Raw genomic sequence first — 25,285 nt, 5'->3', positions numbered from 1 at the left:
AGACAACACATTCGCCAGCCACCCAGGTGATCCCCAGGCAGCCAGCGCTTTTCAATTCTTATGGAGAGTTGCTATGCCACACCTGCAATCCGCGTCTTTACGCCCGTCTCTTCTGGCGCTGGCAATTGTCAGCACCCTGCCGGGCGTTGCGTTTGCCGCCACAGACGATATCACCGTTACCGCCACCGGCAACGCCCGCAGCGCCTTCGAAGCCCCCATGATGGTAAGCGTGATTGACGCCACCGCGCCGGAAAACCAGACCGCCAGCTCCGCCGCCGACCTGCTGCGCAAGGTGCCCGGCCTGACGCTGGACGGCACCGGGCGCACCAACGGTCAGGACGTTAACCTGCGCGGTTACGACCGACGTGGCGTGCTGGTGCTGGTGGATGGCGTACGCCAGGGCACCGATACCGGACACCTGAACAGCACGTTCCTCGATCCGGCGCTGATCAAACGTATCGAAGTGGTACGTGGCCCTTCCGCCTTGCTGTACGGCAGCGGCGCGCTGGGCGGCGTAATTTCATATGACACCGTCGACGCCAGCGATCTGCTGGACGCAGGTAAAAATAGCGGCTATCGCGTATTTGCTACCGGTGCAACAGGCGATCACAGCATCGGGATGGGCGCCAGCGCCTATGGCCGCACCGATACCCTGGACGGTGTGGTCTCCTGGTCCAGTCGCGATCGCGGCGACATTCGCCAGAGTGACGGCGCGAGGGCGCCAAACGACGAATCCATCAACAATATGCTGGCGAAAGGCAGCTGGAAAATTGATCCGGCTCAGACGCTGAGCGGCTCCCTGCGCTACTACAACAACGACGCGCAGGAGCCGAAAAACCCGCAGACCACGGATGCCAGCAGCAGTAACCCGATGACCGATCGTTCCACCATTCAGCGCGATGCCCAGCTTGGCTACCGCATTGCGCCAGCCGGAAACGACTGGCTGAACGCCGATGCGAAAATTTACTGGTCCGAAGCGCGGATCAACGCCCAGAACATCGACGCCAGCGGCGAGTTCCGTAAGCAGACCACCAAAGGCGGCAAAGTGGAAAACCGCACCCGCCTGTTCAGCGACTCCTTCGCCTCGCACCTGCTGACCTACGGCGGGGAATACTACCGTCAGGAGCAACACCCTGGCGGCGCGACCACCGGCTTCCCGGACGCTAAAATCGACTTCAGCTCCGGCTGGTTGCAGGATGAGATCACCATGCGCGACCTGCCGGTAACGCTTCTCGGCGGGACGCGTTACGACAACTACCGCGGCAGCAGCGACGGTTACGACGACGTGGATGCGGATAAATGGTCATCACGCGCCGGGTTAACCGTGAGTCCAACCGACTGGCTGATGCTGTTCGGCTCTTACGCCCAGGCCTTCCGCGCGCCAACGATGGGCGAGATGTATAACCACTCAAAGCACTTCTCTATCGGCAGCTTCTACACTAACTACTGGGTGCCGAACCCGAACCTGCGTCCGGAGACCAACGAAACCCAGGAGTTCGGTTTTGGGCTGCGTTTTGACGATCTGCTACTCGCCAACGACGCGCTGGAGTTCAAAGCCAGCTACTTCGACACCAAAGCAAAAGATTACATCTCTACCACCGTCGATTTTGCGGCGGCCACCACCATGTCCTATAACGTACCAAATGCCAAAATCTGGGGCTGGGACATGATGGCGACCTACTCGACCAGCCTGTTCAACCTCGACGTGGCCTACAACCGCACGCGCGGGAAAGATACCGACACGGGTGAATATATCTCCAGCATCAACCCGGACACCGTCACCAGCAAGCTGGATATCCCGGTGGCGCAAAGCGGCTTCTCCGTGGGCTGGATCGGCACCTTCGTCGAACGTTCAACGCACATCAGCAGCAGCTACAGCGAGCAGCCTGGCTACGCAGTAAATGATTTCTACGTCAGCTATAAAGGCCAGCAGCAGTTCAAAGGCATCACCACCACCCTCGTGCTGGGGAACGCCTTCGACAAAGCCTACTGGTCACCGCAGGGCATCCCGCAGGATGGCCGCAACGGCAAGATCTTCGTCAGTTATCAATGGTAATTCCCTTCGGGGCAACGATTCAGAAGGATAAGATTATGGGTCACTACACACGCTGGCTTGAGCTTAAAGAAGAACATGCGGGTAAGTACGCCCGTGATATCGCCGGATTAATGCACATCAGCGAAGCAGAGCTGGCATTTGCGCGCGTTGGACACGACGCCTGGCGGCTGCGCGGTGAAATCCGCGAGATTCTGGCAGCGCTGGAGTCCGTGGGGGAAACCAAATGCATCTGCCGTAACGAATACGCCGTTCACGAACAGGTTGGAGCGTTTACTCACCAGCACCTCGGCGGTCATGCCGGGCTGGTGCTGAATCCGCGCGCGCTGGATCTGCGTTTGTTCCTCAACCAGTGGGCGAGCGCGTTTCACATTAGCGAAACGACCTCCCGCGGCGAACGTCAGAGCATTCAGTTCTTCGATCATCAGGGCGACGCTTTACTGAAGGTCTACACCACGGATCACACCGACGTTGCCGCCTGGGGCGACGTCCTGACCCGTTTTATCATTGCCGATAACCCCGCTCTGGCGCTGAAGGCTGTCGAAGCCCCCGCGCATTCCGACGGTGCAGATGCAGGCTCGGTGGAGAAAGAGTGGCGCGCCATGACCGACGTGCATCAATTCTTTAGCTTATTGAAGCGCCATAACCTGAGCCGCCAGCAGGCGTTTCGTCTGGTGAGTGACGATCTGGCCTGTAAGGTGGATAACAGCGCGCTGGCACAACTGCTGGAGAGGGCGCAACAGGACGGAAACGAAATCATGATCTTCGTCGGCAACCGCGGTTGCGTGCAGATCTTCACCGGTGTGGTGGAAAATCTGACGCCCATGAAGGGCTGGCTGAACATCTTCAACCCAACCTTTACCCTGCATCTGCTGGAGGAGACTATCGCGGAGACGTGGGTTACGCGTAAGCCCACGGCAGACGGACACGTTACCAGCCTGGAGCTGTTTGCTGCGGATGGAACTCAGATCGCCCAGCTCTACGGGCAGCGTACCGAAGGCGAGCCGGAGCAGAGCCAGTGGCGCCGCCAGATTGACGCTCTGACGCCAGAAGGGCTGGCCGCATGAAAAACTGGTTTGCCCTGCTCTGCGCCCTGCCGCTGGTCGCCGTCGCCGCGCCGGAGAGAATTGTCGCCCTCGGCGGCGACGTGACGGAGATCGTCTACGCCCTCGGCGCGGAGTCTTCTCTGGTTGCGCGCGACAGTACCAGCCAGTGGCCGCAGGCGACAAACGCGCTGCCTGACGTGGGGTATCTCCGCCAGCTGAATGCGGAGGGAATTCTGTCCGTACGCCCGACGTTAGTGCTGGCAAGCGACCAGGCGCAACCCTCTCTGGCGCTGAAACAGGTTGAACAGAGCCACGTCCGGGTGGTTACCGTTCCCGGCACGCCTGACCTGCGCACGATTGACGAAAAAGTGCGGGTGATAGCCCAGGCGACGCATCATGAGGTGCAAGGGGAAACCCTGCGCAACTCGCTGCGTCAGGCGCTGGCGGCTCTGCCCTCAACACCGCTCAACAAGCGGGTGCTGTTTATCCTCAGCCACGGCGGAATGACCGCAATGGCGGCCGGGCAACAGACCGGCGCGGATGCGGCAATACGCGCCGCCGGGTTGCAGAACGCCATGCAGGGCTTTACCCGCTATCAGCCGCTCTCCCAGGAGGGGGTAATGGCCAGCCAGCCGGATCTGGTGGTGATTTCGCAGGACGGCCTTAACGCGCTGGGCGGCGAACAAAATCTGTGGAAACTGCCCGGTCTGGCGCAAACGCCAGCGGGACGAAGCAAGCAGGTGCTGGCTATTGATGACATGGCCCTGCTGGGCTTCAGCGTCCGCACGCCGAAAGCCATACAACAACTGCGTGCCAGAGCGGAGCAACTGCCCTGATGTCCCGGCGCATCACGTTATCGTTATGGCTTCTGGCGGGGTTGCTTACCGTCATGACGTTCATGGCTACCGGTTTTGGGGCGTTACGCCTGCCGGTGAACGTGCTGTGGAGCGGCAGCGATGAGACGCTACGCCAGATCTGGCTCACCATCCGTCTGCCCCGCGTGCTGCTGGCGCTGGTGATTGGCGGGTCGCTGGCGCTCGCCGGCTGCGTCATGCAGGGACTGTTCCGCAATCCGCTGGCCGACCCGGGCCTGCTCGGGATCAGCAGCGGTGCGGCGCTGGCCGTCGCCCTGTGGGTGGTGCTCCCGCTCTCGCTGCCCGCGCTGGTGATGCTTTATGCTCCGATGCTGGCGGCATTTTTTGGGGCGCTGGCAGCCACAGGCGTGATCTTCCTGCTCAGCAAGCAGCGTGACACCTCTCTGTCACGTCTGTTGCTGGTGGGTATCGCCATCAATGCCCTGTGCGGTGCGGCAGTGGGTGTGCTTTCGTGGGTCAGCAATGACGCCCAGTTGCGTCAGCTTTCACTCTGGGGAATGGGAAGTCTCGGTCAGGCGCAGTGGTCAACGCTGCTCGCCGTGATCTCGCTGATGGTGCCTGCCGCTCTGGCGATCTGGCGTTGTGCCAGCGCGTTAAATTTACTGCAACTGGGTGAAGAGGAAGCGCATTATCTCGGCGTGGACGTTGCCCTTGTACAGCGAATATTACTGTTATGCAGCGCTCTGCTGGTCGCTGCGGCTGTCGCCGTCAGCGGCGTGATTGGCTTTGTCGGACTTGTGGTGCCGCACCTGATGCGCATGTGGCTGGGCGCCGATCACCGGGCAACCCTCCCCGGCACGGTTCTCGCGGGCGCTTTTCTGCTGCTGGTGGCGGATACGGTAGCCCGCACTCTGGTCGCCCCGGCAGAAATGCCGGTCGGGTTGCTCACCAGCATCCTTGGCGCCCCCTGGTTCTTATGGCTCATTTTTCGTCGTGGAGAACAGCATGGCTGAACGTTATACGGCTGAAAATCTGACTTTTACCCGGTCTGGCCGCACGCTGACAGATAACGTTTCGCTGTCACTGTCGCAGGGAGAGCTGGTTACATTGATCGGTCCCAACGGCGCGGGGAAATCCACGCTGCTGCGACTGCTGACCGGCTACCTGAAACCCGACAGCGGTAGCTGTTCGCTGGCGGGGAAAGCGCTGGATGAATGGCACCCGGAGACGCTGTCCCGCTATCGGGCAGTGATGCGTCAGCATACTCAGCCTGGATTTGACTGGCTGGTGGAGGAGATCGTTGGAATGGGGCGTGCGCCCTGGTCGCGTCAACCTGAACCGACGATTGTGCGTGAGGTGATGCAGCTGGCCGGTTGCCTGCCGCTGGCTGGCAGACGTTACCATTCCCTCTCGGGTGGCGAGCAGCAGCGCATCCAGCTCGCCCGCGCGCTGGCGCAGCTGTGGCGTGAGGGAACGCCGCGCGGCTGGCTGTTTCTCGACGAACCCACTTCAGCGCTGGATCTCTACCACCAGCAGCATCTGCTGCGCCTGTTGAAATCGCTGACCCGGCTGGGTCATCTTCACGTCTGCGTGGTGCTGCACGATCTTAATCTCGCCGCGTTATGGTCGGACCGGATCCTGCTGTTACACAACGGCAGGATTGTTTCTCAGGGCATACCGGAGACGGTATTGCAGGCCGACGCGCTGGCGCGCTGGTACGGTGCGCAGGTGCACGTCGGCAGACATCCGGCGCACGCCGCGCCGCAGGTTTTTCTCGCCCCTTAGCTTGAGCAGCTCACTTCCAGTCGCTTGCCCCAGTCCGGCGGGCGGCTGACATAGTCATCCTCCCGGTCGGCAAACGGCGTGCGCAGGGCGATATGCAGCCGATGCAGCTCGGCATAATCCCCCTGCTCTGCCTGCTCAATAGCCCGCTGCGCCAGCCAGTTGCGCAACACCATCGCCGGGTTAACCGCCTTCATCCGCACCTGGCGGGTATCGTCATCAATCTGTTCCTGCTGTAAACGCGCCCGGTAAGTGGCAAACCAGTCATCAAACGCCTGTCGATCGATGAACTCGTCACGCAGCGGTGAAGCGGCGCTCTGCTGCGCAGTCTGGCTCAGCATACGGAAGGTTCGGGTATAGTCGCTGCCTTCACGCGCCATGATGGCAAACAGCCCATTCAGCAGCGCGTTATCGCCTTTTTCCTGCCTCATCAGCCCCAGCTTGTTGCGCATTAACAAACCATATTCCCGCAGCAAGACCTCCTGATAGGTGTCGAGCGCATCGTTCAGGGCATCGACGTCGATAAACGGCGACAGGCTTTGCGCAAGCCGCTGAAGGTTCCACAGCCCCACCGCAGGCTGGTTGTCGAAACGGTAACGCCCCTGATAGTCCGAATGGTTACAGATGTAACCCGGTTGATAGTCATCAAGGAAGCCGTACGGACCGTAGTCAAACGTCAGCCCTAACAGGGACATGTTGTCGGTATTCATCACCCCGTGGGCAAAGCCGACGGCCTGCCAGCGGGCAATCATTGAGGCGGTGCGCGCGACAATATCACGGAACCAGAGAACATAGCGGTCCGGTTCGTTTTGCAGGTGCGGCCAGTGACGTCGAAGGGCGTAATCGGCAAGCTGGCGGACTTTATCCGGCTCGCGGCGATAGTAGAAGTGTTCAAAATGACCGAAACGCAGATGGCTTTCCGCCACGCGGATCAGCATCGCCCCCTGCTCTATCGTCTCGCGGGCCACCGGCGTGTCGCTGGTGACAATGGACAGCGCGCGTGAGGTGGGGATCCCCAGGGCATGCATCGCCTCGGAAGCCAGACTCTCACGAATGGTTGAACGCAGCACCGCGCGGCCATCCCCCATGCGTGAGTACGGTGTTAACCCTGCCCCTTTCAGGTGCCAGTCGAGCGTTTCGCCATTCGGTAGAACCTGTTCACCCAGCAGGATGCCGCGACCATCGCCGAGCTGTCCCGCCCAGACGCCAAACTGATGTCCGCTGTAGACCTGAGCCAGAGGCTTCATGCCCGGAAGCAGCGTTTCGCCGCCCCAGACACCGGCGCCCTTTTCTGGCTGAAAAAGTGTCGAAGGGATGCCAAGCGAATCCGCTAATGCATCGTTATGCCAGATAAGACGCGCGTTCTGTAAAGGCGTGGGCTTAAGCGCGGTGTAAAAGCCGGGTAATTCATCGTGCCAGTGAGCAGTAAAAGACAGGGTCATAAGTCCTCCTGCTTTAAGTGTAGAGGGTTTCCCTTGACGTAAACACGGGCGAAGAAAGGGGTTATTGCTGAACGAGGGTCGTTACGCGTTCTGCCGGGACGGCAGGCCACAGGGTTCCCTGCATTGCGCCAAAATTGAAGGGCAGCACGCGTTGTAAGATGCCGTGATCGTCAATTCCCGAGACCATGACCGACTGACAATGCGGCGCGATCTGCCAGAGAATGGCGCGCATAAATGGCTCGAAAGAGAGCGCCGAGACGCGCTGATGAATAAAGTATTTATCCAGAATCACCCGTTTGAACAGACCATCATAAACCGGTTTAAGGGATGCAGCCCCTGCACCAAAGTTAGCCAGCACTAAGGGAAAATGGATCGCCATTCTTGCAAGCGTAAGATCGTCTTTCCCGTTATTTAAACCTGGATAGTTCTCATTAACAGTAAACTCAAGAAACGGATAACGATCAAGGATTGAAACAGCGTTCTCATTAGTTAATAAAAACTCAACAATTGCAGGTGTAATATTGATCCATGCAATTAACTGATGCTGAATAAAAAATAGCTTACAGGTATCGAGTAATTGCAGTTTTTCCTGAAACAGCACTAATTCATCTTCCTGAGAAAGATGAGGGATAACCAGTTCAGTCGGGATTCGTACGTCCGTACCCACGCCAGTAAAGTTAACCAAAATCTCTAAACCTTTAAGCAAACCTGCACTATCACGTGCCGGAAGGAGTAAAAGTTCAGACTGGTAAGCATTATCTAGCGTAATAATCATCGCCCTTGTCCTGCATTAAAGATGAGAGAGAACATCCTGGAGCAATTGCAGGCACAATTCCACTGTCTTGATTTTAATAAGATTAATTTCATTCTTTCCGTATTAATTTTCAGATTTTTCCCTGAATCTAAAATAATCTTATCCTGGTTATTGAATAATAGCCAGTTTTAGATAAAACAGGCACATGCTGACAAAAATAAGTGGGCAAAAATTTTACTTTAATCCACCCGCAAGAAAAGCCTGACGTCTATTTTCACCGCCAGGCCCTCCGCACTGCATCTTTATGCAGCGGTTAAATACGCCTGGCCTGCCAGAAATTTTTACGCCAGTAAACATTATCGAGAGAGGAGCGCATCACGCCGCGGCTGGTCGAGGCATGAATGAACTGATTATCGGTGTCATAAATGCCGACATGAAGGCCGCTTTCACCGGAACCTGTTTTAAAAAAGACCAGATCGCCGGGCAGGAGCTCGTCTTTATCAATTTCAGTGCCGATTTTCGCCTGCATACGCGTTTCACGCGGAAGCTGTAGGTCAAATTTATCGCGGAAAGTCATCAGCACAAATCCCGAGCAATCCACCCCGCCCCGGCTCATCCCGCCGTAGCGATAAGGGGTGCCGCGCCAGTTGCTGAGCTGATCGTTCAGGCTGGCAATGACCGTAATGGAGTCAGAAAGCCGTGGGTTAGGCGGAGGTGCACGATGGCTGCTGCATCCTGCAAGAAATAGCGCCGCAACAAGGAGAAACCAGAATCGCATTTCAGACGAATCCTCTGCTTTTTTTGTTCTTTCGGTAATTTAGCGTGCATCTATGCGGCTGTGCAAGAAAGGTTATTCCTGCGCCGTGGAAATGAGCATCTTGTGGCCTTCAATATCCAGCCTCCGGAACGACATGTGATAAGCACTCGCAAGATTGGGGGCCGTCAGCACGCTGTCGCGCGTTCCGCTGGCAATCAGTTTGCCACGCGCCAGCAACCACACCCGATGCGCGTGGCGCAACGTATGGTTTAAATCATGGCTGCTCATCACAATGGCGATGCCCTTGCGACACAGCGCGCTGAGCAGAGTATCCAGCGCTGCCTGCTGGGCAACGTCCAGTCCGCTCATCGGCTCGTCCAGCAGCAGCAACCGCCCGTGAGGATTTCCCACCGGATGAACCTGAAGGATGACGGCGGCCAGACGCACGCGCTGCCATTCGCCACCGGAAAGCTGGCTGGCCTGTCGGGTGAGCTTATCGTCTAACCCGAGCGCCGCAGCAACGTCATGGAGCAATGCTACCTGATTTTTATCAGGCAGGTGCAGCGTCAGGTAGTGCCAGACGGGCATTGCAAAGGGCGGAACCTGCTGCTGAACCAGATAGCTTCGACGGGAGGCGAGTGTAGAGGGTAGCCAGTTGACGAGCGATTGCCCGAGAAAGGTAATCTCCCCTTCCCCGCGGGTCAGCCCCGCCATGCGCGCCAGCAGCGTGCTTTTTCCGGCGCCGTTAGGCCCAACCAGGTGAAGGATTTCACCTGCGTTGACTGCGGCGGTAACAGGCTCAAGACGTCTCTTCCCGGCAACGCCTGTGAGCTGCATCAGCAGCGTCATTATTTCGCCAGCGCCAGTTTGATTGATTCCATCACGATAGGATCTTCAGGCGTCATGTCAGGCGAGAAACGCTGCACGACCTGACCGTCACGGCCAATCAGGAATTTTTCGAAGTTCCACAGAATATCGTCCGGATAGAGCGGCGCGCGACCTTTGCTCGCCATACGCTCATAGAAACCACTCTCTTCAGGCGCAACGGCGGTCGGCGCCGCGGCCACCAGTTTGGCATACAGCGGATGTCGATTCTCCCCGTTCACATCAATTTTGCTGAACATCGGGAACGTCACACCATAGGTTGTGCTGCAAAAGGTCTTAATCTCCTCTTCGCTGCCCGGCTCCTGGCCCAGGAACTGGTTGCACGGGAAGCCGAGTACGGTAAAGCCGTCTTTTTCCCAGGCTTTATGAATGTTTTCCAGCTGTTCATACTGCGGCGTAAGGCCACATTTCGATGCCACGTTCACGATGAGCAGTACCTTGCCCTTGTAGCCTTCCAGCGTGGTTTTCTCGCCGTCAATGGTAGTCACTTCGGTATTCAGAATATCAGACTGCATAGCATTCCCTCAGGTTGACTTACAGGTTGTGTTTTAACGTCCAGCTTTTAATAGTAGCCAGATAAAGACCGGTGCGCCCAGCGTTGCGGTCACCACGCCTATCGGCAACTCAGCGGCCGTCAGCGCAAGCCGGGCGATGATATCGGCAATCAGCAGCGTTGCCGCCCCGGCAACCGCCGAGGCAGGAAGCAGGGTTCGGTGGTCCGTAATACCGCACAGGCGCAGCATATGCGGGATCACCAGCCCAATAAAGCCAATCGCCCCCGCCAGCGCCACGCTTACGCCCACCATCCAGCCGATAGCGATAACCAGCACGTTGCGCCAGAAGCCAATCGGCATCCCGAGCTGGCGAGCAGACGTTTCGCCCAGCGCGAGAATATTAAGCGGCTGCGCCTGGAACACCGTCCACAGGATGACCGGGATCAGGAGCACCATCAGCCACCCCTGACGCCAGTCAACGCCACCAAATCCCCCCATCATCCAGTACATTAACTGGCGCAGATCGAAAGAGGTGGAGAAGTAGACGGCCCATGTCATCAGCGCGCTACAGATGATCCCCAACGCTACCCCGGCAAGCAGCAGCCGGCTGGTGGATAAATGGCGACGAGCAAAGCGCAGAAGGATAAGGGTTATCAACAGCGCGCCAAGGATAGCGCTGAGGCTAATCCCCCAGGCGGAGAGCTCGCCTCCCCCCAGCATCACGGCGGCGATAAGCCCGACGCCTGCGCCATTCGATACCCCGAGAAGTCCGGGTTCCGCCAGAGGGTTTTCAAATAATGCCTGCATGATCGTGCCGCACAGCGCCAGCGCAGCGCCGACTAAAAGCACAGCCAGCGTCCGTGGCAGGCGGATCTGCCAGACAAAGAGCTGTCCCTCAGGCGTAAACCAGCTTTCCGGTCCCAGCCACCGATCGCCCGCACACAGGCTGACGGTGGTGGCGACAATCATCAGCACCCCGAGCAGACACAGGCGGCGGAGATCGGAGCGGTGCTGAAGACGGGCAAGATCAAGCATAGACGATAGGTTATCCGGTTGAGATATCATTGATTTTACGGCGGGTTTAGCAAATAGCGCAAAGAAAAAAGGCCGCGTGAGCGGCCTTTTTAGTTAGTTCATATTACTCTGCTTTGGGCGTTGCGTTTTCGACACGGCTTTTTAACTTCTGTCCGGGTCTGAAGGTCACCACGCGGCGGGCTGTAATGGGAATATCTTCCCCCGTCTTCGGGTTACGGCCCGGACGTTGGTTTTTGTCTCGCAAATCAAAATTGCCAAAGCCGGAAAGTTTAACCTGCTCACCATTTTCCAGAGCACGACGGATCTCTTCGAAAAACAGCTCTACCAGCTCTTTGGCATCCCGTTTGCTAAGCCCAAGCTTATCAAACAGATATTCTGACATTTCAGCTTTTGTAAGCGCCATAGGTTCAATCCCTCAATGATGCCTGGAATCGCTCTTTTAATGCCTCTACACATTTGGCGACGGTAGCGGCAATCTCCTCTTCTTCGAGTGTACGGCTGGTATCCTGAAGGATAAGGCTAATAGCGAGGCTCTTGAAACCTTCTGCTACGCCCTTGCCGCGGTACACGTCAAATAAGTTTACGCCAACTACCTGATTTACGCCAACTTTCTTACATTCGGCCAAAATATCTGCTGCGGGCACATTTTCAGCGACCACAACCGCGATATCACGGCGGTTTGCCGGGAAGCGTGAGACGTCCTTTGCCTGAGGAATGACGCGGTCTGCAACCGGGTTCCACTCCAGCTCGAATACGATGGTACGGCCATTCAGATCCAGCTTACGTTCCAGCTCCGGGTGAACAACCCCAATAAAACCAACACGTTTGCCGTCTAAATAGATCGCCGCACTCTGGCCCGGATGCAGGGCTGGAATCGCTTCTGCGCGGAATTCAATTTCGGATAATTTACCGGTCAGATCGAGAATCGCTTCCAGATCGCCCTTCATATCGTAGAAATCAACCGTCCCTTTTGCCAGGTCCCAGTGCTCTTCATAGCGGTTACCGCTGATGGCGCCGGCCAGCATGAGATCCTGACGGATGCCTAAATTGGCCTGAGTATCCGGTACAAAGCGCAAACCGCTTTCGAAAATACGCACGCGGTTCTGCTGACGGTTCTGGTTATAAACGATAGTACCCAGCAGTCCCGTCCACAGGGACAGACGCATCGCTGACATCTCGCTGGAGATCGGGCTTGGCAGGATCAGCGCTTCCTGACCCGGGTGGATCAGCTGTTGCAGCTTAGGATCAACGAAGCTGTAGGTGATCACTTCCTGGTAGCCTTTGTCGTTCAGCATGGTTTTCACACGCTTCAGTGACAGATCGGCTTCGCGATGGCTGCCCATCACCAGACCCGCCTGCACCGGCTCGTCAGGGATATTGTTGTAGCCGTACACGCGGGCCACTTCTTCCACCAGATCTTCTTCGATCTCCATGTCGAAACGCCAGGATGGCGCAACGGCTTTCCACTCATCCTGACCTTCAGTCACTTCGCAGCCCAGACGCGTCAGAATGTCGGTCACCTGCGCATCGGCAACGTGGTGACCAATCAGACGATCCAGCTTGCTGCGGCGCAGAGTAATGGTCGCACGCTTCGGCAGCGCCGCTTGGTTGGTCACATCGATAACCGGACCCGCTTCGCCGCCGCAGATGTCGATCAGCAGGCGAGTCGCACGCTCCATCGCTTTGTATTGCAGCGCAGGATCCACGCCACGCTCATAGCGGTGAGAAGCGTCAGTGTGCAGACCGTGACGGCGTGCGCGGCCGGTGATGGAGAGCGGGCTGAAGAACGCGCATTCCAGCAGGACGTTTTGCGTCTCGTCGTTGACGCCAGAGTGCTCGCCGCCGAAGATCCCGCCCATCGCCAGCGCTTTGTTGTGATCGGCAATTACCAGGGTGTCGGCGTTCAGTTTCGCTTCGCTGCCGTCCAGCAGAACCAGGGTTTCGCCCTCTTTCGCCATGCGCACAATAATACCCCCTTCGATACGATCTTTATCGAAGGCGTGCATTGGCTGGCCCAGCTCCAGCAGAACATAGTTGGTCACGTCAACCACAGCGTCGATAGAACGGATACCACAGCGACGCAGTTTCTCTTTCATCCACAGCGGGGTTGGCGCTTTAACGTTGATGCCTTTCACCACGCGACCGAGGTAGCGCGGACATGCGTCAGGGGCGTCAACCTGAATCGGCAGCACATCACTGATGGTTGCCTCAACCGGAGCGATCTCCGGCTCGTTCAGTTCGGTCTGGTTCAGAACGGCCACGTCGCGGGCTACACCGATGATACCTAAGCAGTCGGCACGGTTTGGCGTCACGCTGATTTCGATGGTGTTGTCATCAAGCTTCAGGTATTCGCGGATATCGGTACCCACTGGTGCATCCTGCGGCAGCTCGATAATCCCGGAGTGATCGTCGGAAATGCCCAGCTCGGAGAAGGAGCACAGCATGCCTTCAGACGGCTCACCGCGCAGCTTAGCCGCTTTGATTTTGAAATCGCCCGGCAGTACCGCGCCGACGGTCGCCACGGCTACCTTCAGGCCCTGTCGGCAGTTTGGCGCACCGCAGACGATATCCAGCAGACGGTCACCGCCCACATTGACTTTTGTTACGCGCAGTTTGTCGGCGTTAGGGTGCTGGCCACACTCAACCACTTCACCTACCACGACGCCGGTAAAGGCGCCAGAAACAGGATCCACGCCATCAACTTCCAGACCCGCCATGGTGATCTGGTTAGAAAGCGCGTCGCTGTCCAGCGTGGTGTTAACCCATTCGCGTAACCACAGTTCACTGAATTTCATTGTTCTTTCCTGCCCTTATTTAAACTGTTTGAGGAAACGCAGATCGTTTTCGAAGAACGCACGTAAGTCGGTTACGCCGTAGCGCAGCATGGTAAGACGCTCCATGCCCATACCGAACGCAAAGCCGGAGTAAACTTCCGGATCGATACCTACGTTGCGCAGTACGTTTGGATGCACCATGCCGCAGCCCAGCACTTCCAGCCATTTACCGTTTTTACCCATCACGTCAACTTCCGCAGAAGGTTCAGTGAACGGGAAGTAGGACGGACGGAAACGAACCTGCAAATCTTCCTCAAAGAAGTTGTTCAGGAAATCGTGCAGTGTGCCTTTCAGGTTGGTGAAGCTGATGTTTTTATCAACAATCAGACCTTCCATCTGGTGGAACATTGGGGTGTGGGTCTGATCGTAGTCGTTACGGTATACGCGACCCGGCGCGATGATGCGGATCGGTGGAGCCTGCTCCTTCATGGTACGGATCTGAACGCCAGATGTCTGAGTACGCAGCAGACGGGTGGCGTCAAACCAGAAAGTGTCGTGGTCAGCGCGTGCCGGATGATGGCCAGGAATGTTAAGGGCATCGAAGTTGTGGTAGTCATCTTCAATTTCCGGGCCAGTCGCCACGGTAAAGCCGAGCTCACCGAAGAAACTTTCAATACGATCGATAGTACGGGTAACCGGATGCAGACCGCCGTTTTCGATACGGCGACCCGGCAGAGAAACGTCAATCGTTTCTGCCGCCAGACGCGCATTCAGTACTGCACTTTCCAGCTCAGCTTTACGTGCGTTCAGCGCCTGTTGTACCTGCTCTTTGGCTTCGTTAATCACTGCACCTGCTGCCGGGCGCTCCTCTGCTGGCAGTTCACGCAGGGTAGTCATCTGAAGGGTCAGATGCCCTTTCTTGCCCAGATATTCGACGCGGACATTGTCTAACGCGGCAACATCTGAGGCCTGGTTAATGGCGGCCGTTGCACTGGCAACCAGCTCTGCGAGATGTGACATGGTTTTCCTCATTATGTCGGTGCAGACACCGAATTGTTGGACGTAATCTCTCAAATTCAGGCACAAAAAAAGCCTCCATCGGGAGGCTTATCTGGCGCTGTTTTTCGTTTCATCTTTCACGCGCTAGCCTCCTGAAGTCAGGTGCTAAAGTAAAAGAAGAAGCGGAAAATAGCAGCATTCATGCTTGCGTTACCTTGTAGGGTAAAAACCGTTAAGACCTTATTGAAAAGCCTGGACGGGTAAATGTCAATCTTCTGATAAGGCGATATGAAAAGAGGGAGCAAAGCCCCCTCTTTCAACTGGCTTATGCCAGTGCTGCTTTCGCTTTTTCGACCAGAGCGGTGAACGCTACTTTGTCGAATACTGCGATGTCAGCCAGGATCTTACGGTCGATTTCAACAGAGGCTTTTTTCAGGCCGTTGATGAATTTGCTGTAAGAAATACCGTTCTGACGTGCTGCTGCGTTGATACGCGCAATCCACAGTTGACGGAACTGACGCTTACGCTGACGACGGTCACGGTAAGCGTACTGACCTGCTTTGATAACAGCCTGGAAGGCAACGCGGTATACGCGTGAACGCGCACCGTAGTAGCCTTTAGCTTGTTTCAAAATTTTCTTGTGACGTGCACGTGCAATTACACCACGTTTTACGCGAGCCATGTGTGCTCTCCTGTATCTATTCTAAGTTAAAAAAGTTAAACGTTAACGACTTATGCGTACGGCAGGCACGCGATGACCAGGCCCAGATCGCCTTTAGAAACCATGGCTTTTGGACGCAGGTGACGTTTACGCTTGGTAGCTTTCTTAGTCAGAATGTGACGCAGGTTAGCGTGCTTGTGCTTAAAACCACCTTTACCGGTTTTTTTGAAGCGCTTAGCAGCACCGCGTACGGTCTTAATTTTTGGCATTTTAATAACTTCCACTTCGCATTGTTAAATAAACGAAACATAGGCGAACAAAACCTATGGGGCCCGAAGGCTCCACAGATTTTGCTGCTTGAAGGCCTTACTGTTTCTTCTTAGGAGCGAGCACCATGATCATCTGGCGGCCTTCGATCTTCGTTGGGAAGGATTCGACTACTGCCAGTTCACTCAGATCTTCACGGACGCGGTTAAGCACTTCCATACCAATCTGTTGGTGGGCCATCTCACGACCGCGGAAACGCAGCGTGATCTTGGCCTTATCGCCATCTTCCAGAAAGCGAATCAGGCTGCGGAGTTTTACCTGATAATCGCCATCGTCGGTACCAGGACGGAATTTGATTTCCTTAACCTGGATAACTTTTTGCTTCTTCTTCTGTTCCTTAGAAGATTTACTCTTTTCATAAAGGAACTTGCCGTAGTCCATAATACGACAAACTGGCGGTTCGGCGTTAGGGCTGATTTCAACTAAATCTACTCCAGCTTCTTCAGCTTTTTCGATCGCTTCTCTCAGACTCACAATCCCCAGTGGTTCACCTTCAAGATCTGTTAAGCGAACTTCCTGGGCGCGAATCTCGCCATTGATACGATTCGGACGTGCCGTTTGAACTCGTTTTCCGCCTTTAATACCTTATTCCTCCAGTTGTTGAAGACTGCGGCTGCGAATCTCTTGTTGCAGCTTCTCAATCACTTCACTTACGTTCAGGCTCCCCAGGTCTTTACCACGGCGGGTGCGAACGGCAACTTTGCCTGCTTCCACCTCTTTATCACCACAGACCAACATATACGGGACACGACGTAAAGTGTGCTCGCGGATTTTAAAGCCAATCTTCTCATTTCTCAAGTCTGCTTTTACGCGAATGCCCGCATTTTGTAGTTTCTGCGTCAATTCTTTAACGTAATCCGCCTGAGAATCGGTAATGTTCATCACAACTACCTGCACTGGCGCAAGCCAGGTTGGGAAGAAGCCCGCGAACTCTTCAGTCAGGATGCCGATGAAGCGCTCCAGTGAACCGAGAATCGCACGGTGAATCATAACCGGCACCTGACGCTCGTTGTCTTCGCCAACATAAGAGGCGCTTAAACGCTGCGGCAGGGAGAAGTCCAGCTGTACCGTTCCGCACTGCCATGCGCGATCGAGGCAGTCATACAGGGTAAATTCAATTTTTGGACCGTAGAATGCGCCCTCGCCCAGCTGGTATTCGAACGGAATACCGTTCTCTTCCAGCGCCACGGCGAGATCCGCTTCTGCGCGATCCCATGTCTCATCGCTACCGATACGTTTTTCCGGACGCGTTGAGAGTTTGACCACGATCTTCTCGAAGCCAAAGGTGCTGTACATATCGTAGACCATACGAATACAGGCGTTAACTTCATCACGTACCTGATCTTCAGTACAGAAGATATGCGCATCATCCTGAGTAAAGCCACGAACACGCATCAGCCCGTGCAGCGCACCTGATGGCTCGTTACGGTGGCAGCTACCGAACTCCGCCATACGCAGCGGCAGATCGCGGTAGGATTTCAGACCCTGGTTGAAGATCTGAACGTGGCCCGGACAGTTCATTGGCTTGATGCAGTATTCACGGTTCTCAGACGAAGTGGTGAACATCGCATCTTTGTAGTTGTCCCAGTGGCCGGTTTTTTCCCACAGCACACGGTCCATCATGAACGGGCCTTTCACTTCCTGATACTGGTACTCTTTCAGCTTGGAGCGCACGAACGTTTCCAGTTCACGGAAGATTGTCCAGCCGTCGTTATGCCAGAACACCATCCCCGGCGCTTCTTCCTGCATATGATACAGGTCAAGCTGCTTACCGATTTTACGGTGGTCACGCTTAGCCGCCTCTTCCAGGCGTTGCAGGTACGCGTTCAGGGCTTTCTTATCGGCCCATGCGGTACCATAGATACGCTGCAACATTTTATTGTTGCTGTCGCCACGCCAGTAGGCGCCTGCGATTTTCATCAGTTTGAAGTGATGACAGAAGCGCATATTCGGCACGTGCGGTCCACGGCACATGTCGACATATTCTTCGTGATGGTACAAGCCAGGCTTGTCATCATGAGCGATGTTTTCATCAAGAATCGAGACTTTATAGCTCTCGCCGCGCTTCACGAAGGTTTCACGCGCTTCATGCCAGCTGACTTTCTTCTTGATGACGTCATAGTTCGTTTCGGCGAGCTCATGCATACGTTTTTCGAGCGCGTCGATATCTTCCTGTGTCAGGGTGTGGTCAAGGTCAACGTCGTAGTAGAAGCCGTTGTCGATAACCGGGCCGATCGCCATTTTGGTGTTGGGCCACAGCTGCTTAATAGCATGACCTAACAGGTGCGCACAGGAGTGACGAATGATCTCCAGACCTTCTTCGTCTTTCGCGGTGATGATCGCAAGCGTTGCATCGCTTTCAATCAGATCGGACGCGTCTACCAGCTCACCGTTTACGCGGCCTGCAATGGTTGCTTTTGCGAGTCCAGGACCGATATCCAGGGCAACATCCATTGGGCTTACAGCGTGGTCGAAATGGCGTTGGCTGCCATCAGGAAGAGTAATTACAGGCATTTTATATCCTTATTTGCAGTGATGCCCCACACATAAGAGCATATACAAAGAAAATAATCGTGATTAAACAGTAGATTACGAAACCATCTGACCAACAATCGTCAAATTGGTTCGTCATCATGCACCTGCCGATTCAGATAAATGCGGATTTACGGCAAGCAGCGTAATGGTAACACTATTAACAGGGCGAATGCACCTTCCCGCGACCGATTTGAACCGCTCATCCTTATGTCTGCGTTCATGAACTTTTGTTGACGGGGGCTCGCAATCCGAAAGTGCTGAGCTATTCTTGATCTGGTCCTTAAACATCGAAGGGGTATCACATGAATGTATCGAGCAGAACCGTTGTGATATTGAATCTACTTTCCGCTGCTGGTCTGGTATTGATACTGGCCGACAGATTCCACTGGTTTTAAGCCGAACCGCTGTTCTGGCATAACCTGTTGTCCCGGGTAAAGCGCTTTCTGGCGCAGACTTTGGTAGACTAAGGGTATCAACTGACAAGGATTGGGTTATGCCAACAAAAAGATTTGCCGTTAAGCACTGGAAAATGGTCGTGGTGTTAATCGCTATTTGCGGCGCGATGTTGCTGCTGCGCTGGGCCGCGATGATCTGGGGCTAATATTATGTCAGCGAAAACGTGCCGTGAATTTACTGAATAAATCTTAACTATCTTTACGAAAATTTATGGTCCAAAACCGGTACGTCATAATCCGGTTTTCGCCAGGCTGTGACAGCGTATATATTCCATCACATGTGGCAGTTGAAATATCAGGACCACTCACCCGCCACCAGCTTGTGTACATCAAATGCATCATTCATTGACTGGCCGGTAGACTGGGAGCCAGGGGCAATGTTGGAGCCTGCTTCAACATCAGAGGCTTTAGCGATCCCGACTGGGCTGTTAACGTCACTGGCAGGTTGCGTCATATTATCAGCAGCAAATACGCCAAATGAAAGTGCGGAAAGCACCATCGCTGCTGTAGCGGTTTTGATTTTTTTCATAATTCTGTTCTCATACTTAATTAATGCAGAAATGTCTGAGGCGAGTTTTTTGCCTGTGCCGTAAGTGTAGATCTGGATCACACTTTTGCCTAGTCAAATTATTTATCAATTCGTGTTAAATAAACTGAATAAGGCCTGGTCGCCTAATTATGGAGAAATTATGAAGACGAAGCCATGCCTATTATTTCAAAACGCCGTTTAATATAAATAAGCACAGTTTCAAAAAATAAAAAACAGGCCGAGAATAGTCCCGGCCCGAAGAAATTACATTTTATAACCTAAAGAAATCGTGGTTCGGCGATCGGTATGTTCCGGCGCGGAATCAGGCGGTGAAGAGTTCCAGGTTACGTTGTACGCCACCTTGAGTCCAAAGTGTTCGTTGATAGCCACGTTCAACGCACTTTCAGAGTTCAGCGTTGTATCTTCAGCACCAAACACCGACACACCCTGGGTGAATTTAGCGTTGTCAGTCATTTGCCATGCGTAGGTGCCCGATGCATAACCCAGCGGCTGGGTTTCATCTTCGCCGTTGGTGTACTCGTCGTAACGGACACCCGGACCGAATTCAAAACGGAGGCTGTGCACTGGTCCATTCAGGAACTGACGACCATAACCCGCAGTCATGACATCGCGCTGGCGATAGCCGTTGTAGCGGTCAGTAAGCCAACTCGCCTGCCCAAACAGGTAGTCATAATCTGTCATGTTGTAACGGCTACGCCCACCTACCGCGTATTTCTCAGAGGAGCGTTCATCGTTAGCAGACGTGTTGCTGGCATTGCCCCACAGCGACCAGGCCGTGGTGTTGCCGTACCAGGTCAGGGTGCTGTCTGCGGTCATGGAGGAGCTTTTCGTGTTACCGGATTGCGCCAGATACCCGGCATTCACGTTACCTTCAAAGGGTTTTTTGGCAGTGGAGGGATCGTCCATGACAGTAAAAACGGTATCATCGGCGGTTGCATTCAGTGACGCAAATACGCCACCCGCCAGCATCAGTGCTGCGGGTACTGTCTTCAAAAGCTTCATTTATTTTAGGAGTCCGTACAACATAAAAAGAGACCGTCACGGTCTCGGAAACTTTCTTGCGGATCAATGACAAGGCGACCATAGAAAGGTAACAAATTATAAAAAGCCGCAAATAACATAGCAATAATTTCTTCTTTCATTTTTTGAATAAGAACGATCCCAAAACGCGATTTAATGTATATACCCGGCCAAGGTTTTTTGTCAGCATTCATTTTTAAAATCATACTGTTATTTACGTTGCCTTCCTGCCAAACGGTGCCAGGCTTAAAATAACCCATGATAAAAGGAGGTCATGATGGCTTCGATTTACACGCTGACGCTCTCCCCTTCCCTCGACTCTGCGACCATGACGCCGCAAATCTATCCGGAAGGTAAGCTGCGCTGTAGCGCGCCGGTGTTTGAGCCGGGCGGCGGCGGCATTAACGTGGCGCGTGCCATTACCCATCTCGGCGGAAAAGCAACCGCCATCTTCCCCGCTGGCGGCGCCACGGGTGAGCATCTGGTTGCGTTGCTGGCAGATGAACAGGTTGCCGTAGATACCGTTGACGCCAGAGACTGGACCCGGCAAAACCTGCATGTCCATGTTGAATCCAGCGGCGAGCAATATCGTTTTGTGATGCCAGGGGCGAAGTTGAGCGATGATGAGTTTCGTCAACTGGAAGAGAAAGTGCTGACCATTGAAAGCGGCTCATTGCTGGTGATCAGCGGTAGCCTGCCGCCGGGCGTCAAAACAGAAAAGCTGACGGCACTGGTTCAGGCGGTGCTCCAGCGCGGCATCCGCTGCATTGTCGATAGCTCAGGCGATGCCCTGAAGGCGGCGTTAGAGCCCGGACAACTTGAACTTGTCAAACCTAACCAGAAAGAGCTCAGTGCGCTTGTCAATCGCGAGCTCAACCAGCCTGATGACGTGCGTACTGCCGCAGAAGAGCTGGTACGCACGGGCAAAGCGCATCGCGTTGTAGTCTCTCTCGGTCCTCAGGGTGCGCTGGCCGTCGACAAGACGGGCTGCGTGCAGGTTGTTCCACCGCCGATGAAAAGTCAGAGTACCGTGGGTGCCGGTGACAGTATGGTTGGCGCGATGGTGCTGAAGCTGGCGCAGGGCGCTTCGCTTCTGGAGATGGCACGCTATGGCGTCGCGGCAGGGAGCGCTGCCACCATCAATCAGGGAACCCGTCTGTGTTCGCTTGCGGATACTCAGAAAATTGTCGATTACCTGGCGAGAAGCTGAACGTGCTTCCCCTTCCCGTGGAGGGGGAAGTCGCCAAATATGGCTTATCGACTATGCTAAGAAAACTTTCAGGATAACAACGAGGTGAATTATGAGCAGTGGTGATATCACCCGCTACGTCGTAACCGTCAATATTCATGAAGCATCGCTGACCGAACTGAATGAACTCAACAACACTTTCACGCGGGCGAATTTTCTGCTCACGCTGACGGACGATGAGGGCAATATTCACGATCTCGGCTCGCTGGCCTTTGGCCTGATAAGCCCGCTGAGTCAGGAGGAGGTGAAGGCGCTGGCCAGTAGCCTGGTGGAAAGCGTGACTGACAAAGCCACGGAAATTGATGTGGATAGCTGGGAAAACTGGCATAAAAAAGAGCAATAAGTGCCCTGTACAAAATTAAACCGCTCAGTTGTGCGTTAGTTCCTGTTTTTTTATAGCCGTTTTGCGCTAACTTTATGATCTGGCAGACAACATGGGAGAGACATCATGTGGCAGGCTATCAGTCATCTTTTAAGTGAGCAACTGGGTGAAGGTGAAATTGAACTGCGTAACGAACTGCCAGGCGGAGAGATCCATGCCGCATGGCATTTACGTTACGCCGGGCGCGATCTCTTCGTAAAATGTGATGAGCGCGAATTGCTCCCCATTTTTACGGCCGAAGCCGATCAGCTTGAGTTGTTATCGCGCAGTAAAACAGTCAACGTTCCACAGGTTTTAGCCGTTGGCAGCGATCGTGACTACAGCTTTCTGGTGATGAACTATCTTCCGGCGCGCCCTCTGGATGCGCACAACGCCTTTATTCTCGGCCAACAGATCGCCCGTTTGCACCAGTGGAGCGATCAACCTCAGTTTGGGCTCGATTTCGATAACGACCTCTCTACCACCCCACAGCCAAACGCGTGGCAACGCCGCTGGTCGACTTTTTTCGCCGAGCAGCGCATAGGCTGGCAGCTGGAGCTGGCCGCTGAAAAGGGACTAGCGTTCGGCAACATCGACGCGATTGTTGAACACATTCAGCAGCGTCTGGCTTCGCATCAGCCTCAGGCTTCCCTTCTGCACGGTGATTTATGGTCGAACAACTGCGCGCTTGGGCCTGATGGTCCCTATATATTTGACCCGGCCTGCTACTGGGGCGACAGAGAATGTGACCTGGCGATGCTGCCGTTGCACCCTGAACAGCCGCCGCAAATTTATGATGGCTATCAGTCTGTCTCGCCGTTACCTGCGGGTTTCCTTGAACGTCAGCCGGTTTATCAGCTGTACACCTTGCTAAACCGGGCGATTTTGTTTGGCGGGAGTCATCTGGTGAATGCCCAGCGAGCGCTGGATCGTATCCTGGCGGCATAGCGGGAGGGGGCGGCAATACGCCCCCTTTGACATTACAGGAAGCCGAGCAGTGTAAAGAAGAAATACCCGGCCACAATGATAATAACCGGCAGGATATAGAGCGGGAAAAACTGCACAAAAATGGTATGACGCGGAACGACAATGCGCGATTCGATCTGCTCGCGGCTCATCCCGTCAGGGCCTTTCGCCTTCTCAAGTATCAGCTGATCTTCCACCCCTTCGCGTAAAAAGCGGGTCTGGCGACTCATGCGCGCGCCGGAGGCTTGCAACGCCATCGCGATAAAGATCAACGCATAGATTATCCAGAACCCGACATTCAGCTGGTGGTGAAAATCCGGGGTGGGCGAGTTGAACCAGAAGACGTTCAGGAATGGGGTGTTAAACCGCATCATCTCAATCATGACGTGGGCAAAATCAAGCATGACGGCATTAATGCCCGGCTGTTTTTCGCTGTGATCGTACATAAATTTAAGTACGGAGATCAGCGTTGAAATCAGGGCGGGAATGAAAATAACCCAACCAGCAATACGTTTTAAGACTGCGATGCGTCCAGCTTGTTGATACGTCATTAGTTCCTCTTCATAAAGACGCGTTATTTGTGCCTAAGTCTACCTGCTGTCGGTCATTTTCGCCCGATCTTTGAATGCAATATGCTAAATTGCTTGTGCTTAGCACCGTTCGTCTTACCCCCAAGATAAGGAGATGTTGTAATGTCGACACCGCGCCAGATACTTGCCGCTATTTTTGACATGGATGGATTGTTGATTGATTCCGAACCCCTGTGGGATCGGGCTGAACTGGACGTGATGGCCAGCCTCGGCGTCGATATCAGTCGTCGTAATGAGCTTCCCGATACCCTGGGGCTGCGCATCGATATGGTGGTTGACCTTTGGTATGCCCACCAGCCATGGGTTGGCCCGGATCGCGACGAAGTTACGGCGCGCATTATCAACCGTGCTATCTCCCTTGTAGAAGAGAATAAGCCTCTGTTACCGGGCGTACGCGACGCTATCGCCCTGTGCAAGGCGCAAGGGCTGAAAGTGGGGCTTGCCTCTGCCTCACCTCTGCATATGCTGGAAAAAGTGCTGACGATGTTCGGGCTGCGCGACAGCTTCGACGCGCTGGCCTCGGCCGAAAAGCTTCCTTACAGCAAGCCACATCCGCAGGTGTATATGGACTGCGCCGCGAAACTGGGGCTGGATCCGCTTACCTGTGTGGCGCTGGAAGATTCGGTTAACGGCATGGTGGCGTCCAAAGCCGCACGTATGCGCTCCATCGTTGTGCCGGCTGAAGAAGGCCGACACGATCCCCGCTTTGCCCTCGCGGATGTCAGGCTGACGTCTCTTGAAGAATTGACTGCCCGCCATCTGCGCGGAGAGTAACGCTCTTTCAGGCAGCTTCGGCTGCCTGTATCACAAAATCAAAACAACGTTTTACTTTATTTGCTTTTCTCATTCCAGACTCCTATCCTTACGTGCAGAATGACAATAACCTGACTTCTGAGGCGCGTATGATACTGGATGCTTTTACTCTGGCAGGAAAAGTGGCGATGGTGACCGGGTGCGATACCGGTCTGGGGCAAGGCATGGCCATTGCCCTCGCCCAGGCAGGATGCGATATCGTGGGGGTAAACCGCAAGATTCCTGACGAAACGGCAGCGCGCGTCACGGCGCTGGGACGGCGCTTTATCGCAATTCGCGCCGATCTCGGCAAGCATGAGAGTATTCAGAGCGTCGGGGATACCGCCGTCACAGAGATGGGCCGCATCGATATTCTGGTTAACAATGCCGGCACCATTCGTCGGTGCGATGCGCTGGAATTTAGCGAGAAGGACTGGGACGAGGTCATCGATCTCAATCTGAAATCGGTCTTTTTCCTCTCTCAGGCAGTAGCGAAACAGTTTATCGTGCAGGGTCAGGGCGGCAAGATCATTAACATTGCCTCCATGCTCTCCTTCCAGGGCGGCATTCGGGTGCCGTCCTATACGGCTTCGAAAAGCGGCGTCCTCGGGCTCACCCGCCTGCTGGCAAACGAATGGGCGCCGCTAGGTATTAACGTGAACGCTATCGCGCCGGGTTATATGGCGACAAATAACACCCAACAACTTCGCGATGATGAGCAGCGCAGCCAGGCGATCCTCGACCGTATTCCGGCGGGCCGCTGGGGACTTCCGGAGGATTTACAGGGTCCGGTGGTGTTTCTGGCCTCGGCGGCGTCGGATTACGTTAACGGCCATACCCTTGCCGTAGACGGTGGCTGGCTGGCGCGCTAACCGCCGGTTTGTGACAAAGAGTTACACCGTCACCTCTTTCACACACTGTATAAAAACCCTATACTGTATGG

General features: G+C 54.8%; 30 protein-coding genes and 1 other annotated feature. Of the genes, 12 read left to right on the top strand and 18 right to left on the bottom strand.

Translation table 11 applies throughout. The features are described from left to right. The first annotated feature begins 73 nt into the window (after positions 1-73). Genes ACQG1K_RS09235 through ACQG1K_RS09215 form a run of 5 tightly spaced genes read left to right on the top strand, consistent with a single transcriptional unit; the run spans position 74 to position 5,699 of the window. The gene (locus ACQG1K_RS09235; protein WP_367075261.1) at positions 74-2,056 is read left to right on the top strand and encodes a TonB-dependent hemoglobin/transferrin/lactoferrin family receptor; all 1,983 of its coding nucleotides are present in this window, start codon (positions 74-76) and stop codon (positions 2,054-2,056) included. Positions 2,057-2,091: 35 nt separating this feature from the next. Further along, on the top strand, positions 2,092-3,120 hold the full coding sequence (gene chuS, locus ACQG1K_RS09230) for a hematinate-forming heme oxygenase ChuS (RefSeq protein ID WP_367075263.1): 1,029 nt from the start codon (positions 2,092-2,094) through the stop codon (positions 3,118-3,120). Continuing rightward, positions 3,117-3,935: a heme/hemin ABC transporter substrate-binding protein gene (locus tag ACQG1K_RS09225; protein WP_032624390.1), complete on the top strand. Its 819-nt coding sequence runs from the start codon at positions 3,117-3,119 to the stop codon at positions 3,933-3,935. Before chuS ends, ACQG1K_RS09225 begins: the two co-directional genes overlap by 4 nt. Beyond that, positions 3,935-4,927, top strand: coding sequence for a FecCD family ABC transporter permease (locus tag ACQG1K_RS09220; protein WP_023299913.1), 993 nt, complete (start codon positions 3,935-3,937; stop codon positions 4,925-4,927). The genes ACQG1K_RS09225 and ACQG1K_RS09220 overlap by 1 nt, the downstream gene beginning before the upstream one ends. Continuing rightward, entirely contained in the window at positions 4,920-5,699 is a 780-nt protein-coding gene (locus tag ACQG1K_RS09215) for a heme ABC transporter ATP-binding protein (protein WP_063150472.1), read from the top strand. Before ACQG1K_RS09220 ends, ACQG1K_RS09215 begins: the two co-directional genes overlap by 8 nt. Here ACQG1K_RS09215 and selO read toward each other — a convergent pair. The 14 genes from selO to thrS form a co-directional block, all read right to left on the bottom strand. Next, positions 5,696-7,138, bottom strand: coding sequence for a protein adenylyltransferase SelO (gene selO / locus ACQG1K_RS09210; protein ID WP_063150471.1), 1,443 nt, complete (start codon positions 7,136-7,138; stop codon positions 5,696-5,698). The genes ACQG1K_RS09215 and selO overlap by 4 nt on opposite strands. A gap of 61 nt (positions 7,139-7,199) precedes the next feature. Further along, positions 7,200-7,913: a cyclic di-GMP regulator CdgR gene (locus ACQG1K_RS09205; protein WP_063149520.1), complete on the bottom strand. Its 714-nt coding sequence runs from the start codon at positions 7,911-7,913 to the stop codon at positions 7,200-7,202. A gap of 292 nt (positions 7,914-8,205) precedes the next feature. Continuing rightward, positions 8,206-8,670 carry an NlpC/P60 family protein gene (locus tag ACQG1K_RS09200; RefSeq protein ID WP_015570730.1) on the bottom strand — a complete coding sequence of 155 codons (465 nt, stop codon included), beginning with the start codon at positions 8,668-8,670 and terminating at the stop codon, positions 8,206-8,208. Positions 8,671-8,742: 72 nt separating this feature from the next. Continuing rightward, positions 8,743-9,498, bottom strand: coding sequence for a vitamin B12 ABC transporter ATP-binding protein BtuD (gene btuD, locus ACQG1K_RS09195; protein ID WP_367075267.1), 756 nt, complete (start codon positions 9,496-9,498; stop codon positions 8,743-8,745). After that, complete coding sequence (locus tag ACQG1K_RS09190) at positions 9,498-10,049, bottom strand: glutathione peroxidase (protein WP_022650905.1); 552 nt, start codon at positions 10,047-10,049, stop codon at positions 9,498-9,500. Before ACQG1K_RS09190 ends, btuD begins: the two co-directional genes overlap by 1 nt. Before the next feature lie 33 nt (positions 10,050-10,082). Further along, positions 10,083-11,063, bottom strand: a complete 981-nt coding sequence (gene btuC, locus ACQG1K_RS09185) for a vitamin B12 ABC transporter permease BtuC (protein ID WP_200521107.1) — start codon at positions 11,061-11,063, stop codon at positions 10,083-10,085. 103 nt (positions 11,064-11,166) lie between these two features. Beyond that, positions 11,167-11,466, bottom strand: a complete 300-nt coding sequence (ihfA, locus tag ACQG1K_RS09180) for an integration host factor subunit alpha (RefSeq protein WP_003857805.1) — start codon at positions 11,464-11,466, stop codon at positions 11,167-11,169. A 4-nt stretch (positions 11,467-11,470) separates the two neighbouring features. Beyond that, positions 11,471-13,858 (bottom strand): phenylalanine--tRNA ligase subunit beta, encoded by a 2,388-nt coding sequence (gene pheT / locus ACQG1K_RS09175; RefSeq protein WP_038415896.1) that lies wholly within the window; start codon positions 13,856-13,858, stop codon positions 11,471-11,473. A 15-nt stretch (positions 13,859-13,873) separates the two neighbouring features. After that, positions 13,874-14,857, bottom strand: coding sequence for a phenylalanine--tRNA ligase subunit alpha (gene pheS / locus ACQG1K_RS09170; RefSeq protein ID WP_022647837.1), 984 nt, complete (start codon positions 14,855-14,857; stop codon positions 13,874-13,876). 62 nt (positions 14,858-14,919) lie between these two features. Further along, positions 14,920-15,044, bottom strand: a sequence feature (Phe leader region). Continuing rightward, positions 14,995-15,039 carry a pheST operon leader peptide PheM gene (gene pheM, locus ACQG1K_RS09165; protein ID WP_001386830.1) on the bottom strand — a complete coding sequence of 15 codons (45 nt, stop codon included), beginning with the start codon at positions 15,037-15,039 and terminating at the stop codon, positions 14,995-14,997. (Overlaps the previous feature by 45 nt.) 117 nt (positions 15,045-15,161) lie before the next feature. Next, positions 15,162-15,518, bottom strand: coding sequence for a 50S ribosomal protein L20 (gene rplT, locus ACQG1K_RS09160; RefSeq protein ID WP_000124850.1), 357 nt, complete (start codon positions 15,516-15,518; stop codon positions 15,162-15,164). Positions 15,519-15,568: 50 nt separating this feature from the next. Further along, entirely contained in the window at positions 15,569-15,766 is a 198-nt protein-coding gene (gene rpmI / locus ACQG1K_RS09155; protein WP_001124225.1) for a 50S ribosomal protein L35, read from the bottom strand. Between the two features lie 97 nt (positions 15,767-15,863). Next, positions 15,864-16,406: a translation initiation factor IF-3 gene (infC, locus tag ACQG1K_RS09150; protein ID WP_059443439.1), complete on the bottom strand. Its 543-nt coding sequence runs from the start codon at positions 16,404-16,406 to the stop codon at positions 15,864-15,866. Positions 16,407-16,409: 3 nt separating this feature from the next. Continuing rightward, positions 16,410-18,338, bottom strand: a complete 1,929-nt coding sequence (gene thrS / locus ACQG1K_RS09145; RefSeq protein WP_367075269.1) for a threonine--tRNA ligase — start codon at positions 18,336-18,338, stop codon at positions 16,410-16,412. Between the two features lie 323 nt (positions 18,339-18,661). On the opposite strand from thrS, the gene yncL reads away from it, so the two are divergent. Both yncL and yniD read left to right on the top strand, forming a co-directional pair. Next, a complete protein-coding gene (gene yncL / locus ACQG1K_RS09140; protein ID WP_071785204.1) occupies positions 18,662-18,754 on the top strand; it encodes a stress response membrane protein YncL in 93 nt (30 codons plus the stop codon). A 98-nt stretch (positions 18,755-18,852) separates the two neighbouring features. Further along, positions 18,853-18,960, top strand: coding sequence for a small membrane protein YniD (gene yniD / locus ACQG1K_RS09135; protein ID WP_003857815.1), 108 nt, complete (start codon positions 18,853-18,855; stop codon positions 18,958-18,960). A 149-nt stretch (positions 18,961-19,109) separates the two neighbouring features. On the opposite strand, the gene ACQG1K_RS09130 is transcribed toward yniD, so the two are convergent. The 3 genes from ACQG1K_RS09130 to ACQG1K_RS09120 form a co-directional block, all read right to left on the bottom strand. Beyond that, complete coding sequence (locus ACQG1K_RS09130) at positions 19,110-19,343, bottom strand: hypothetical protein (RefSeq protein WP_032622263.1); 234 nt, start codon at positions 19,341-19,343, stop codon at positions 19,110-19,112. 264 nt (positions 19,344-19,607) lie between these two features. Continuing rightward, the gene (locus ACQG1K_RS09125) at positions 19,608-20,366 is read right to left on the bottom strand and encodes a DUF481 domain-containing protein (protein ID WP_022647833.1); all 759 of its coding nucleotides are present in this window, start codon (positions 20,364-20,366) and stop codon (positions 19,608-19,610) included. 5 nt (positions 20,367-20,371) lie between these two features. Further along, positions 20,372-20,644 (bottom strand): hypothetical protein, encoded by a 273-nt coding sequence (locus tag ACQG1K_RS09120; protein ID WP_022647832.1) that lies wholly within the window; start codon positions 20,642-20,644, stop codon positions 20,372-20,374. 17 nt (positions 20,645-20,661) lie between these two features. On the opposite strand from ACQG1K_RS09120, the gene pfkB reads away from it, so the two are divergent. From pfkB to ACQG1K_RS09105, 3 genes are all read left to right on the top strand, one after another. After that, positions 20,662-21,594 (top strand): 6-phosphofructokinase II, encoded by a 933-nt coding sequence (gene pfkB, locus ACQG1K_RS09115; RefSeq protein WP_022647831.1) that lies wholly within the window; start codon positions 20,662-20,664, stop codon positions 21,592-21,594. A gap of 91 nt (positions 21,595-21,685) precedes the next feature. After that, positions 21,686-21,976 carry a type V toxin-antitoxin system endoribonuclease antitoxin GhoS gene (gene ghoS / locus ACQG1K_RS09110; protein ID WP_426720875.1) on the top strand — a complete coding sequence of 97 codons (291 nt, stop codon included), beginning with the start codon at positions 21,686-21,688 and terminating at the stop codon, positions 21,974-21,976. A 105-nt stretch (positions 21,977-22,081) separates the two neighbouring features. Continuing rightward, positions 22,082-22,942, top strand: a complete 861-nt coding sequence (locus ACQG1K_RS09105; protein WP_022647830.1) for a fructosamine kinase family protein — start codon at positions 22,082-22,084, stop codon at positions 22,940-22,942. Positions 22,943-22,974: 32 nt separating this feature from the next. Here the strand turns inward: ACQG1K_RS09105 and ACQG1K_RS09100 are convergent, their stop codons facing one another. Next, positions 22,975-23,511, bottom strand: coding sequence for a YniB family protein (locus ACQG1K_RS09100; protein WP_015570741.1), 537 nt, complete (start codon positions 23,509-23,511; stop codon positions 22,975-22,977). Positions 23,512-23,652: 141 nt separating this feature from the next. Between ACQG1K_RS09100 and hxpB the strand changes: the two genes are divergently transcribed. Both hxpB and kduD read left to right on the top strand, forming a co-directional pair. After that, a complete protein-coding gene (gene hxpB / locus ACQG1K_RS09095) occupies positions 23,653-24,324 on the top strand; it encodes a hexitol phosphatase HxpB (protein WP_022647828.1) in 672 nt (223 codons plus the stop codon). Positions 24,325-24,452: 128 nt separating this feature from the next. After that, positions 24,453-25,214: a 2-dehydro-3-deoxy-D-gluconate 5-dehydrogenase KduD gene (gene kduD, locus ACQG1K_RS09090; protein ID WP_426720876.1), complete on the top strand. Its 762-nt coding sequence runs from the start codon at positions 24,453-24,455 to the stop codon at positions 25,212-25,214. The last annotated feature ends 71 nt before the right edge of the window (positions 25,215-25,285 follow it).

The organism is Enterobacter cloacae complex sp. 402C9 (assembly GCF_050030745.1).
Classification (GTDB): Bacteria; Pseudomonadota; Gammaproteobacteria; order Enterobacterales; family Enterobacteriaceae; genus Enterobacter; species Enterobacter intestinihominis.
This window is presented reverse-complemented; position numbering and strand designations above follow the sequence as displayed.

Bases quoted from the DNA above. Each gene is read 5' to 3' on its own strand.
- ACQG1K_RS09235 (WP_367075261.1), top strand. From the start codon at position 74: ATGCCACACCTGCAATCCGCGTCTTTACGCCCGTCTCTTCTGGCGCTG.
- chuS (WP_367075263.1), top strand. From the start codon at position 2,092: ATGGGTCACTACACACGCTGGCTTGAGCTTAAAGAAGAACATGCGGGT.
- ACQG1K_RS09225 (WP_032624390.1), top strand. From the start codon at position 3,117: ATGAAAAACTGGTTTGCCCTGCTCTGCGCCCTGCCGCTGGTCGCCGTC.
- ACQG1K_RS09220 (WP_023299913.1), top strand. From the start codon at position 3,935: ATGTCCCGGCGCATCACGTTATCGTTATGGCTTCTGGCGGGGTTGCTT.
- ACQG1K_RS09215 (WP_063150472.1), top strand. From the start codon at position 4,920: ATGGCTGAACGTTATACGGCTGAAAATCTGACTTTTACCCGGTCTGGC.
- selO (WP_063150471.1), bottom strand. From the start codon at position 7,138: ATGACCCTGTCTTTTACTGCTCACTGGCACGATGAATTACCCGGCTTT.
- ACQG1K_RS09205 (WP_063149520.1), bottom strand. From the start codon at position 7,913: ATGATTATTACGCTAGATAATGCTTACCAGTCTGAACTTTTACTCCTT.
- ACQG1K_RS09200 (WP_015570730.1), bottom strand. From the start codon at position 8,670: ATGCGATTCTGGTTTCTCCTTGTTGCGGCGCTATTTCTTGCAGGATGC.
- btuD (WP_367075267.1), bottom strand. From the start codon at position 9,498: ATGACGCTGCTGATGCAGCTCACAGGCGTTGCCGGGAAGAGACGTCTT.
- ACQG1K_RS09190 (WP_022650905.1), bottom strand. From the start codon at position 10,049: ATGCAGTCTGATATTCTGAATACCGAAGTGACTACCATTGACGGCGAG.
- btuC (WP_200521107.1), bottom strand. From the start codon at position 11,063: ATGCTTGATCTTGCCCGTCTTCAGCACCGCTCCGATCTCCGCCGCCTG.
- ihfA (WP_003857805.1), bottom strand. From the start codon at position 11,466: ATGGCGCTTACAAAAGCTGAAATGTCAGAATATCTGTTTGATAAGCTT.
- pheT (WP_038415896.1), bottom strand. From the start codon at position 13,858: ATGAAATTCAGTGAACTGTGGTTACGCGAATGGGTTAACACCACGCTG.
- pheS (WP_022647837.1), bottom strand. From the start codon at position 14,857: ATGTCACATCTCGCAGAGCTGGTTGCCAGTGCAACGGCCGCCATTAAC.
- rplT (WP_000124850.1), bottom strand. From the start codon at position 15,518: ATGGCTCGCGTAAAACGTGGTGTAATTGCACGTGCACGTCACAAGAAA.
- rpmI (WP_001124225.1), bottom strand. From the start codon at position 15,766: ATGCCAAAAATTAAGACCGTACGCGGTGCTGCTAAGCGCTTCAAAAAA.
- thrS (WP_367075269.1), bottom strand. From the start codon at position 18,338: ATGCCTGTAATTACTCTTCCTGATGGCAGCCAACGCCATTTCGACCAC.
- yncL (WP_071785204.1), top strand. From the start codon at position 18,662: ATGAATGTATCGAGCAGAACCGTTGTGATATTGAATCTACTTTCCGCT.
- yniD (WP_003857815.1), top strand. From the start codon at position 18,853: ATGCCAACAAAAAGATTTGCCGTTAAGCACTGGAAAATGGTCGTGGTG.
- ACQG1K_RS09130 (WP_032622263.1), bottom strand. From the start codon at position 19,343: ATGAAAAAAATCAAAACCGCTACAGCAGCGATGGTGCTTTCCGCACTT.
- ACQG1K_RS09125 (WP_022647833.1), bottom strand. From the start codon at position 20,366: ATGAAGCTTTTGAAGACAGTACCCGCAGCACTGATGCTGGCGGGTGGC.
- ACQG1K_RS09120 (WP_022647832.1), bottom strand. From the start codon at position 20,644: ATGGGTTATTTTAAGCCTGGCACCGTTTGGCAGGAAGGCAACGTAAAT.
- pfkB (WP_022647831.1), top strand. From the start codon at position 20,662: ATGGCTTCGATTTACACGCTGACGCTCTCCCCTTCCCTCGACTCTGCG.
- ghoS (WP_426720875.1), top strand. From the start codon at position 21,686: ATGAGCAGTGGTGATATCACCCGCTACGTCGTAACCGTCAATATTCAT.
- ACQG1K_RS09105 (WP_022647830.1), top strand. From the start codon at position 22,082: ATGTGGCAGGCTATCAGTCATCTTTTAAGTGAGCAACTGGGTGAAGGT.
- ACQG1K_RS09100 (WP_015570741.1), bottom strand. From the start codon at position 23,511: ATGACGTATCAACAAGCTGGACGCATCGCAGTCTTAAAACGTATTGCT.
- hxpB (WP_022647828.1), top strand. From the start codon at position 23,653: ATGTCGACACCGCGCCAGATACTTGCCGCTATTTTTGACATGGATGGA.
- kduD (WP_426720876.1), top strand. From the start codon at position 24,453: ATGATACTGGATGCTTTTACTCTGGCAGGAAAAGTGGCGATGGTGACC.